The 10,547-nt window shown below is 72.1% G+C and carries 12 protein-coding genes and 1 pseudogene; 1 reads left to right on the top strand and 12 read right to left on the bottom strand.

The window, feature by feature from the left end; all coding sequences use genetic code 11:
- The 3 genes from HKK72_RS30410 to HKK72_RS30400 form a co-directional block, all read right to left on the bottom strand.
- Nucleotides 1-303: phosphotransferase family protein (locus HKK72_RS30410; RefSeq protein ID WP_222721327.1), on the bottom strand; the 303-nt coding region annotated here is incomplete at its 3' end.
- Nucleotides 304-343: 40 nt separating this feature from the next.
- A complete protein-coding gene (locus HKK72_RS30405) occupies nt 344-982 on the bottom strand; it encodes a response regulator (RefSeq protein ID WP_187237878.1) in 639 nt (212 codons plus the stop codon).
- Entirely contained in the window at nt 979-2,175 is a 1,197-nt protein-coding gene (locus HKK72_RS30400) for a sensor histidine kinase (RefSeq protein WP_187237877.1), read from the bottom strand. Before HKK72_RS30400 ends, HKK72_RS30405 begins: the two co-directional genes overlap by 4 nt.
- A gap of 183 nt (nt 2,176-2,358) precedes the next feature.
- On the opposite strand from HKK72_RS30400, the gene HKK72_RS30395 reads away from it, so the two are divergent.
- Entirely contained in the window at nt 2,359-2,532 is a 174-nt protein-coding gene (locus HKK72_RS30395; protein ID WP_187237876.1) for a hypothetical protein, read from the top strand.
- Between the two features lie 128 nt (nt 2,533-2,660).
- Here the strand turns inward: HKK72_RS30395 and metK are convergent, their stop codons facing one another.
- The 9 genes and pseudogenes from metK to carB form a co-directional block, all read right to left on the bottom strand.
- A complete protein-coding gene (gene metK / locus HKK72_RS30390; RefSeq protein ID WP_187237875.1) occupies nt 2,661-3,854 on the bottom strand; it encodes a methionine adenosyltransferase in 1,194 nt (397 codons plus the stop codon).
- Between the two features lie 118 nt (nt 3,855-3,972).
- Nucleotides 3,973-5,205 carry a bifunctional phosphopantothenoylcysteine decarboxylase/phosphopantothenate--cysteine ligase CoaBC gene (gene coaBC, locus HKK72_RS30385; protein ID WP_187237874.1) on the bottom strand — a complete coding sequence of 411 codons (1,233 nt, stop codon included), beginning with the start codon at nt 5,203-5,205 and terminating at the stop codon, nt 3,973-3,975.
- 50 nt (nt 5,206-5,255) lie between these two features.
- Complete coding sequence (gene rpoZ / locus HKK72_RS30380) at nt 5,256-5,510, bottom strand: DNA-directed RNA polymerase subunit omega (RefSeq protein WP_187237873.1); 255 nt, start codon at nt 5,508-5,510, stop codon at nt 5,256-5,258.
- 245 nt (nt 5,511-5,755) lie between these two features.
- On the bottom strand, nt 5,756-6,364 hold the full coding sequence (gene gmk / locus HKK72_RS30375) for a guanylate kinase (RefSeq protein ID WP_187237880.1): 609 nt from the start codon (nt 6,362-6,364) through the stop codon (nt 5,756-5,758).
- A gap of 76 nt (nt 6,365-6,440) precedes the next feature.
- The gene (gene mihF, locus HKK72_RS30370) at nt 6,441-6,767 is read right to left on the bottom strand and encodes an integration host factor, actinobacterial type (protein WP_187237872.1); all 327 of its coding nucleotides are present in this window, start codon (nt 6,765-6,767) and stop codon (nt 6,441-6,443) included.
- Between the two features lie 312 nt (nt 6,768-7,079).
- Nucleotides 7,080-7,787 (bottom strand): orotidine-5'-phosphate decarboxylase, encoded by a 708-nt coding sequence (gene pyrF / locus HKK72_RS30365; protein ID WP_187237871.1) that lies wholly within the window; start codon nt 7,785-7,787, stop codon nt 7,080-7,082.
- A complete protein-coding gene (locus HKK72_RS30360) occupies nt 7,784-8,845 on the bottom strand; it encodes a dihydroorotate dehydrogenase (RefSeq protein ID WP_187237870.1) in 1,062 nt (353 codons plus the stop codon). The genes pyrF and HKK72_RS30360 overlap by 4 nt, the downstream gene beginning before the upstream one ends.
- Nucleotides 8,842-9,687, bottom strand: coding sequence for a dihydroorotate dehydrogenase electron transfer subunit (locus tag HKK72_RS30355; RefSeq protein ID WP_187237879.1), 846 nt, complete (start codon nt 9,685-9,687; stop codon nt 8,842-8,844). The genes HKK72_RS30360 and HKK72_RS30355 overlap by 4 nt, the downstream gene beginning before the upstream one ends.
- Before the next feature lie 175 nt (nt 9,688-9,862).
- A pseudogene (gene carB, locus HKK72_RS30350) lies at nt 9,863-10,547 on the bottom strand (carbamoyl phosphate synthase large subunit); the annotation flags it as partial.

Genomic DNA, 10,547 nt, shown 5'->3' with positions numbered 1-10,547 from the left:
GCCGGGGAGTTTGAAGTAGGCCAGGCAGCCCTGCTCCGCGACCGTGAAGCTCGGCTCGGGGACGGGTAGCGGTGAGATGCCCGCGACGGCGGCGAGAAGGCGGGCCTCGCCGTTCACCCGCGCGGCCCGGTCCACCGAATCGGGCTCCTTGGCGAAACGTACGATCAACTCGCCGTTGACCTCGTATGCGAGGTTGTCCTCGCCCTCGCCGAGGAGCACCACGGAGTCGATCCGGTAGCCGGGCAGGTGTGCGGTCACGACGCCACGGACGTCTCCGGCACGATCGCGACTCCGGTTCACCACGCCACGACCTTAGTGAGCTCCCGAACGTTCGTGGTCACCGCTAGCGGCGGCCCGGCGGGGGCAGGATGCCACGCGCCATGGCGGTGGTCACCGCGGACGTGCGGTCACCGACCCCGAGCTTGGCGAACAGCCGCAACAGGTGGGTCTTCACCGTGCCTTCACTGATGAACAGCTCACGCGCGATCCGGGGATTCGACAGGCCCTCGGCGACGCACCGGAGCACCTCGGTCTCCCTGGGGGTGAGCACGCTGCGCGAGCCGGTACGGAGGCGATCGACCAGAAGAGCGGCGACCGGGGCCGCCAGGGCCGGCTCGCCACGGGCGGCGGTGCGCACCGCCTCGGCCAGTGGTCCGCGCGGGGTGTCCTTGAGCAGGTAGCCGGTGGCTCCCGCCTCGACGGCGCGCAGGATGTCCTCATCGTGATCGTAGGTCGTCAGCACGAGCACGCGCGCGTAGCCGCCCGCGACGATCCGCTCGGTCGCCGTGAAGCCGTCCCCACCCGGCATGCGCAGATCCATGAGCACGACGTCGGGCCGCGAAATCTCGGCGAGCGCGACGGCCTCGTCGCCCGAAGCGCACTCGCCGATCACCTCCAGGTCCGGCTCGGCCGTGAGCACGGCCCTCAGACCGTCGCGGACGATCGGATGGTCATCGGCGATCAGGACCCGGATCGTCGTCACCGGTCACTCCACCCCGGGCGGGGAAGCTCGACCCGCAGGACGGTGCCCGTCCCCGGCGCGGACTCCAGGACCATGACGCCCCCGGCCTCCGCGACGCGGCCGCGCATCCCGGCCAGGCCGAAGCCGTGTTCCGGCAGGACGCTCGCGTCGAAGCCGCGGCCGTCGTCGGCCACCCGCAGCACCGCCTTGTCGTCGTGGTAGTGGAGCTCGACGTCGACCTCCCGGGCGCCGGCGTGCTTGCGCACGTTCGCCAGCGCCTCCTGCACGGCCCGCAGGAGGACCACCTCGCACTCGACGGGCAGCGCGCGCCGGGCCCCGGAGACCCCGTGCCGCGTCGTGACGCCCGTCTCGGCGCCGAACCGGTCGACCAGCCGGACCACCGCGTCCGCGAGCGACGCCCGTTCGAGGTCCACCGGGCTCAGGGCCGCGACCACCGCGCGGGTCTCGGCGAGGTTCTCGCGCGCGCAGCGGCGGGCCTGGTCCAGCCGGCGCAGCGCCTCGGTCTGGTCGTCGCGGAGCTCGGTCTCGACCGCGTCGAGCAGGATCGCGATACTCGTGAGGCCCTGGGCGAGGGTGTCATGGATCTCCCGCGCCAGCCGCTCCCGTTCCGCGAGCACACCGGCGTCGCGGCTGACCGCCTCGACCTCGGCCCGGGCGGCCGCGAGCTCGGCCACCAGCCGGGCCCGTTCCGTGCTCTGCTGAATGATCTTGGTTATCCAGAGGCCGAGCAGCAGCGCGAACAGCAGGGCGACGACCGCCGGGACCATGGCGTCGAGCAGGCCCGGCCCGTGGAGGCCGGTGCGCAGGAGCATCACGGCACCGACCGAGCCGACCGCCGCGACCGTGCCGGCGATCGCACGGCGCGGCGGCAGCAGCGCCCACATCTGGGGGTAGAGCGCGAACAGCATCAGCGAGCCGACCGGGAGCACCGCGAACAGGCCGACGATCACCGGGCCGGCGACGGCCAGGTAGAGGTGCCCGAGACGCGGATCCTCACGATCGAGGGCCCTCGCACCCGTGGCCGCGTACCAGGCGCACAGGCCGGCGAGCAGGCCCAGCGCCGCCCATCGCCGCTCGGCGCCGGTGTCCCGCTCGATCCCGGCCAATACTGCCGTGAGCAGGGCGAGCGCCGCGAACACCACGTGCCAGCCGACCATCGCCCGCTGCCAGAGATGCCGCCCCGGACCCGTCATCGGCGTCACCATACCCGGCCCATCCACCCTCCAGTTCCTTCGGCCACCGGTTCGGGGGCCGGCCGGCGCGACTGTTCACCGTACCGCCGCGACCTGGGGTGATACGTCCACCGATCGGTGGACACCGAAGATCTGTGTACCGGTGGATGGCACGCGGTCGCACGCGTCGCCAGGCTGACGGGCATGAAACTCATGCTCTCGCCGCCCGTACTGGTCACGCTGTCCATCGCCTACGGCGCGCTGGTCGCCGTGCTCGGCGCCCTCGGCGCATCGGCCACCGGCACCGTCGCGCTGGTCGGTGCGCTCCTGATCGGAGGCCTCTGGGCGGTGCGCGGCGTCGTCCAGAGCCGGCACTGACCGGGACCGGGTCGCCGGGGACGGCCATCCCCCGGGAGCACCCCGGGCCCCGCCGCGCGGATGCGCGAAGGGCCCCGGCGCCCGCTGAACGCAGCGGGTCGCCGGGGCCCTTCGGCGGATGTGGTCGGCTACAGACCGGCGGCGGAGCGGAGGCCGTCGACCCGGTCGGTGAACTCCCACGAGAAGTCGGGCACCGAGCGGCCGAAGTGCCCGTAGGCGGCGGTCTGGGAGTACATCGGACGCAGCAGGTCGAGGTCCCGGATGATCGCGGCGGGACGCAGATCGAAGACGTCGAGGACGGCCTGCTGGATCTTGGCCACCGGCAGCTTCTCGGTGCCGAAGGTCTCGACGAACAGGCCGACCGGGTGCGCCTTGCCGATCGCGTAGGCCACCTGGACCTCGGCGCGGTCGGCGAGCTCGGCGGCGACGATGTTCTTCGCGACCCAGCGCATGGCGTAGGCGGCGGACCGGTCGACCTTGGACGGGTCCTTGCCGGAGAACGCGCCGCCGCCGTGGCGGGCCATGCCGCCGTAGGTGTCAATGATGATCTTGCGGCCGGTGAGGCCCGCGTCGCCCATCGGGCCGCCGACCTCGAACCGCCCGGTCGGGTTGACCAGCAGGCGGTAGCCCTCGGTGTCGATGTCGAACTCGGCCAGCACCGGGTCGACGACGTGCTCCTTGACGTCGGGCGACAGGAGCTCCTTGAGGTCGATGTCGGGCGCGTGCTGGCTGGACACGACGACGGTGTCGAGCCGGACCGGACGGTCGCCGTCGTACTCGATGGTCACCTGGGTCTTGCCGTCGGGCCGAAGGTAGGGGACGACCCCCTCTTTGCGGACCGCGGACAGCCGCTGTGCGAGCCGGTGCGCCAGCGTGATCGGCAGCGGCATCAGCTCGGGCGTCTCACGGCAGGCGTAACCGAACATGAGGCCCTGGTCACCGGCGCCCTGGCGGTCGAGCTCGTCGACGCCCTCGCCTTCCCGGCTCTCGTAGGCGTCGTCGACGCCCTGCGCGATGTCCGGCGACTGCGCGCCGATCGACACCGAGACGCCGCACGAGTGGCCGTCGAAGCCCTTGCTGGACGAGTCGTAACCGATCTCGAGGATCTTCTCGCGGATCACACCGGGGATGTCCACGTAGGTCTCGGTGGTCACCTCGCCCGCGACGTGGACCTGACCGGTGGTGATGAGCGTCTCGACGGCGACCCGGCTCTTCAGGTCGTCCTTGAGCATCGCGTCGAGGATCGCGTCACTGATCTGGTCCGCAATCTTGTCCGGATGGCCCTCGGTGACGGACTCGGAGGTGAACAGGCGACGGGACACGTTCGTGCACTCCTTGCAGCGGCTGCTGACTTAGCAGATCGGGATTCCGGGATGTTCGGCCGAAGTCTATCCAGGGTCCGATCGAAGATCGGTGGAGCCTGGTCATCGGTGGGACGCATCATCTCAGACGCGCCGCCACCAGATCCCAGACGACGTCGGCCAGGGCCTCCTTGGGCCCTCGGGGCACCTCGACCCGGCCGCCGTCCGCGGTGAGCACCACGGCGGCGTTGTCGGGGGTGCCGAACGTGAGGTTCTCGCCCACCTGGTTGACCACGAGCATGTCGCAGCCCTTGCGTGCGAGCTTCTCGCGGCCGTGCTCGATGACGTTGTCGGTCTCGGCGGCGAAGCCCACGACCACCTGCCCGGCCGGCCGCTCGGCGACCAGCTCGGCGAGGATGTCGGTGTTCTTGACGAGATGGATCGGCTCGGGTCCCGCCGAATCGGACTTCTTGATCTTACGGTCGCGGTAGTCGGCCGGCCGGAAGTCGGCGACCGCGGCGGCCATCACGACGGCGTCGGCGGTGTCGGCGGACTTGCGGACCGCCTGGCGCATGTCCTCGGCCGACACCACCCGTACGATCTCGGCGCCGGCCGGATCGGGCAGCGTGACGTTGGCGGCCACGAGGGTGACGCGCGCCCCTCGGGCGACGGCCGTGCGCGCGAGGGCGTACCCCTGCAGGCCGGAGGAGCGGTTGCCGATGAACCGCACCGGGTCGATCGCCTCGCGGGTGCCGCCTGCCGACACCACCACGTGCCGCCCGGACAGGTCGGCGGGCGGCGCGGCGGCGCGGCCCGCGGCCGACCGGGTGCGGGCGAGCACGCCCCTCGCCACCTCGAACAGCTCGGAGGGCTCGGGCAGCCGTCCAGGGCCGGTGTCGGCGCCGGTGAGCCGCCCAGAGGCCGGCTCGACCACGAGAGCACCGCGGGCTCGCAGGGTGGCCACGTTGGCCCGGGTCGCCGGGTGCTCCCACATCTCGGTGTGCATGGCCGGCGCGAAGACGACCGGGCACCGCGCAGTGAGCAGCGTGTTGGTGAGCAGGTCGTCGGCAAGGCCGTGCGCCGCCCTCGCGAGCAGGTCGGCCGTCGCCGGCGCCACGAACACCAGGTCGGCCTCCCGGCCCAGCCGCACGTGCGGCACCTGCTCGACCTCCGACCACACGTCGGTGGCGACAGGCCGGCCCGAGAGCGCCGCCCAGGTGGGCTCGCCCACGAAGCGCAGGGCATCACGCGTCGGGACCACCCGTACGTCGTGACCCGATTCGGTGAGCCGGCGCAGCAGCTCGCACACCTTGTACGCCGCGATTCCGGCGCCGACCCCGAGGATCACTCGGGGTCTCGTCTCCTCAGCCATCGGTACGCGCGTCATCCCCGCGAGACCCCCTGGGCGGCCGGGTTCCGGGCCTAGCCCTCGATGGGCTCGGAGTTGAGCAGGCCCTCGCGCGTCTCACGGAGCGCGATGGACAGCGGCTTCTCCTGAACCTGCGTCTCGACGAGCGGCCCGACGTACTCCAGCAGGCCCTCGCCGAGCTGCGCGTAGTAGGCGTTGATCTGACGCGCCCGCTTGGCCGCGATGCTCACGAGGCTGTACTTGCTGTCGACGACCTGGAGCAGCTCGTCGATCGATGGGTTGGTGATTCCTTCCGCACTGGCTGCCACGCCGTACGCCTTCCACTAGTCCGTAGTCCGGCCGCCTCTCCCTCGGCCGAGGCCGGGGATCCGCCTGAGAGCTCGGTGTTCGCGCTTCACAGACCGCCGGAGGCTAGGTCTCCACGCCCTGTGGCCGCGGGCACCCGCGACCGTCCGCCTGGTTGTGGCGGCGCCGAAAGCCTACCTCACTCGGGCCGTTGCGGGCCGAGACCGAGCATGCGACCCGGCCCGAGGGGGAGCCGGCAGAGACGGGCTCAGCCCGTCATCAGACCGAGCAGCTCCGAGCACACGTTCCGCACGGAGGTGTTCACCAGGGTGAGATCGAACTCCTTCTCGGCGGCGAGCTCGATGCGAGCGGCCTCGAGACGGCGTTCGATGACCTCGGGCGGCTCGGTGCCGCGGCCGGTGAGACGGCGGACGAGCTCGTCCCATGAGGGCGGGGCGAGGAACACCAGGCGCGACTCCGGCATGGCCCTGCGGACCTGACGGGCCCCCTGCAGGTCGATCTCGAGCAGGGTGGGCACTCCGGCCGCGAGCCGCTCCTCGACCGGCCTGCGCGGGGTTCCGTAACGGTTCCCGGCGAACTCGGCCCACTCGAGCAGCTCGCCCTCGTCGACGAGCCGGTCGAAACCGGCATCGTCGACGAAGAAGTACTGCACGCCGTCGACCTCCCCCGGCCGGGGAGGCCTCGTCGTCACCGAGACCGACAGCCACACCTCAGGATGGGCACGCCGGATCTCGGCGACGACCGTGCTCTTGCCGACGCCTGACGGACCGGACAGGACCGTGAGGCGCCGGACAGAGCGGTCATGCGGAACAGAGCCCTCCGGTGCGGATGCCGATGCCCCGGAGGGGGGCGGGATGGAGCCGTCTTCCGGTGTGGGTACACCGGAGCCGGCCGCGGCGGTCAGACCGTCGCGCCCGCCCGCGGGATGCTCGTCAGCGGTTGCCACCGCCGCCGAACTCACGCTCCAGGGAGGCGCGCTGGTTGGCACCGAGTCCACGCACGCGGCGGGACTCGGCGATACCGAGCCGCTCCATGATCTGCTTCGCACGGACCTTGCCCACACCGGGCAGGGATTCCAGGAGGGCCGACACCTTCATCTTTCCGATGACATCGTCGGTCTGCCCGTCCTTGAGGACCTCAGCGAGCGAGGTACCCCCGTGCTTGAGCCGGTTCTTGACCTCGGCCCGCTCCTTGCGGGCCTTGGCAGCCTTCTCAAGGGCTGCGGCGCGCTGTTCGGGGGTTAGGGGCGGAAGAGCCACGCCGGGTCACCTCGTGTTTCCACTCGACGGAGTCGGACGGGTTGGGAAACTAGCGAGTTCAGACCCTGTAAGGCAACGTGAAGCCCCGTTTAGCCCGTCACAAAATAGCGAATACTACTCTTCGTAATGACCTGAATACGAACTGTACCTAAACTGAGGCTCTCAGCGGCGGATTCCCGTGACAGCCTGGTCTTTCGCGAGAGCCGGAAAAACCGCCCGCGCTGGCCCCGAGAACGCCTCCGAGCGCCGCGCCCGGCGAGCCCGCGCGACGGCGCCTCCGGGCCCCGTTTCACCGTCCGGTGCGGGCCTCCGTCAGCGTGTCGCGGTGCTCGTGCGACGTAGCGCGGCGGCGATTCCGGCGGCCGCCGCGCCCGGATCGGGCGAGCCGGTGATCGGGCGTCCGATCACGAGCAGATCCGCTCCGGCGCTCAGAGCCTCCTCCGGCGTGGCGACCCGCATCTGATCCTGCGCTGCGGAGCCCTCAGGCCGCACTCCGGGCGTGATCAGAGTGATCTCGGGACCTACCTCCACCCGGACCGCGGCGGCCTCCTGAGGCGAGCACACGAGCGCCTGGGCCCCAGCGGCCACCGACATCACCGCGAGACGCCGTACGGCGTCCGAGGCGGGCCCGTTGAGGCCGATGCCGGCGAGGTCCCTGTCGTGCAGGGAGGTGAGCACCGTCACAGCGGCGATCTTGGTCGTCGGCGCCGCCTCGACGGCGGCGCGGATCATCGCGGCGCCGCCGGTGGCGTGCACCGTCAGGTAGGCGGGCCGGAGCCTGGACACCACCCGGGCCGCGCCCTCGACGGTGGCCGGAATGTCGTGCAGCTTGAGGTCGAGGAACACCTCGACCCGGCTGGCGCCGCGCACGCTGGCGACCACGTCGGGCCCGTAGCGCAGGTAGAGCTCCAGGCCCACCTTCACGGTGCTGACATGCGGGGTGACCAGGCTCGCCCAGCGGGCGGCGGTCTCGAGGTCGGGCGCGTCCAGCGCGACGGCGATGGGTGCGAGTGAGGTCACGGCGTCGGCTCCTTGGGGTTGTCCTCGACCTTGTCCGGTCTCGGGTGGGCCCGGGCCGGCGGCTCGGGACTGATGCTCGGCCTGCCCTGCCGGGGCACGAACCCGGTGAGAGCGCCCCGTGGCGGCAGGTGCGAAATCGGCGGCCTGTGGGCGAGTCCCACCGCGTCGGAGAGCCGGTCGATCCCGCGCTCGGCCAGCGCGTCCTCCAGTTCACGGACGATCCGCGGCCCGGCCGAGGGGTCGTGGAGGAACGTCGTGCCCACGCCCACGGCGCAGGCGCCCGCGAGGACGAACTCCAGCGCGTCGAGGCCGGTCGCGACCCCGCCGACACCGACGATCGGCGTGTCGGGCAGCGCGGCGTGCACCTGGTAGACGCACCGCAGGGCGATCGGCCGGATGGCGGGCCCCGACAGTCCGCCCGACACCCCGCTGAGGGCGGGCCGCATCGTGTCGAGGTCGATGGTCAGGCCGACCGTGGTGTTGATCAGTGCCAGCCCGTCGGCCCCCGCGTCGACGCAGGCCAGCGCGATGGTCACGATGTCGGTGACGTCCGGGGAGAGCTTGGCCAGCACCGGGATGTCGGGGCGGGTGTGAGCCCGTACGGCCCGTACGACCTCGGCCGCCGCCCCCGGGTGCGATGAGAACGTCAGACCGCGGTCCTCCGCGTTGGGGCAGGCGACGTTGACCTCGATCGCGGTGACACCCGGCGCGTCGCGCAGCCGCCGGGCCACCTCGGCGTACTCGTCGACGCTGTTGCCGCCCACCGAGACGACGGTGCGCGCGCCCTGCTCGACCAGCCACGGCAGGTCCCTGGCCAGGAACGTCTCGATCCCCGGCCCCGGCAGGCCCATCGAGGTCAGCATGCCACTGGGCGTCTCGGCGAGCCGCGGGATGGGCCGGCCGGCCCGCGGCTGCAGCATGACGGAGGTGGTCACGAAGGCTCCGAGCTTGGTGAGGTCGGAGAACTGCGCCAGTTCACGGCCGCTCCCGCCACAGCCTGCGGCCGTCATGACGGGGTTCGGCAGCTCGACCGTGCCCAGCCGGCTGGTGAGGTTCATCGCGCCTCCCCGTTCGCTCCCCTGACCTCCGAGGGGCCCTCCGACAGGTGCAGGGCCCTCGGCGCGCCGAGGGCGTCCAGCGGGATCGTGCCGATGTCGCTCCACCGCACTCGCTCACCCCGCAGGACGGGACCGTCCGCGCAGGCGCGGGCCATCCGGGTGACGCCGTCGTCGCCGATCACGGGAAGCACGCAGGTCATGCACAATCCGACGCCGCAGGCGCCGGTCTCGTGGAGGAACTCCTCGACGCTGACCTGCGACGGGATGCCGTAGTCGGCGGCGATCGAGCTCACCGAGCGGAGCGTGGCGACCGGGCCGCACGCGTAGACCACCTCGGCTCCGGTGCCCTCGATCACTCGCGGCAGGACGTCGCCCACCGAGCCCTGGAGCCCGCGCGACCCGTCCTCGGTGATCACCGTCGCCGTGTCGCCGACCCGCTTCGCGGACCGGGCGCCGAACACATGGGCGGCGTCGGCCCCGCCGAGCACGAAGTGCACCTGGCAGTCGCGCCGCCGCAACGCGTCGGCGAGCGAGAAGAGCGCCGCGCCGCCGTGTCCGCCCGCCACCAGCAGGCAGCGCACCGGGTCGCGCGGAAGGGGGAACGGCCGGCCGAGCGGGCCGATCACGTCGACCGAGTCGCGCGCCCTGCGGCCGGCCAGCCACCGCGTCCCGGCGTCGCGGACGGCGAACACGAACTCGACCGATCCGCCGTAGTCGGACTTCACCTCGTAGACCGCGAAGCACCGGCGACGCAGCAGGCTGGTGTGATCGCCCCCGACCGCGAGCGCGACGAACTGACCGGGCCGGAAGCGCTCGGCGATCGCCGGGGCCACCAGCGTCATCGCGTGGTAGGCCTCGACCTTGCGCACGGTCAGCACGGTCCCGGACGCCTGCACCGGCACGTCGGTCACGGTGCCACGCGCCCCTCCGGCTCGATCACGCCTCTCCCTTCGCCGAGGACCACCGCGCGGCGGCCTCTCTCACTCCCGCGACGGCGCCGGTCCCGGCGCCGTCCGGTCACATCCGCTGCCGCGCACCTCGCAGGTGCTCGGCGTGCTCCTGAAGGGACCGCACGCCCACGTCTCCGCGGACGATCGCCTCGATGCCCTGCACCGCGGCGGCGAGCCCCTGGACCGTCGTCACGCACGGGATCCCCCGCAGCACGGCCGCGGTACGGATCTCGTATCCGTCCAGGCGCGGCCCCGACTGCCCCGGGCTACCGAAGGGAGTATTGACGATGAGGTCCACCTCACCGTCGAGGACGCGCCGCACGATGGTGGGCTCACCGTCGGACCCGGGACCCGCACTGTGCTTACGGACGATCTTGGCACGGACGCCGTTGCGGCGCAGGACCTCCGCGGTCCCCTCCGTGGCAAGAATCTCAAAACCCAGATCGGCGAGGCGCTTGACCGGAAAGATCATGGCTCGTTTGTCGCGGTTGGCCACCGAGACGAAGGCCCGCCCCTTGGTGGGCAGCGAACCGTAGGCCGCCGCCTGCGACTTGGCGTAGGCGGTGCCGAACACCTCGTCGATGCCCATGACCTCGCCGGTGGAGCGCATCTCCGGGCCGAGCACCGTGTCGACGCCCTGTCCCTCGATGGTCCGGAACCGGTCGAAGGGCAGCACCGCCTCCTTGACCGCGATGGGCGCGTCGAGCGGGAGCGCCCCGCCGTCGCCGCGCGCGGGGAGCATCCCGTCGGCG

This window comes from Actinomadura sp. HBU206391, from assembly GCF_014323665.1.
In the GTDB taxonomy this organism is placed as follows: Bacteria; Actinomycetota; Actinomycetes; order Streptosporangiales; family Streptosporangiaceae; genus Actinomadura_C.
The sequence above is the reverse complement of the archived record's forward strand: the minus strand, read 5'-3'. Positions and strand labels throughout refer to the sequence as shown.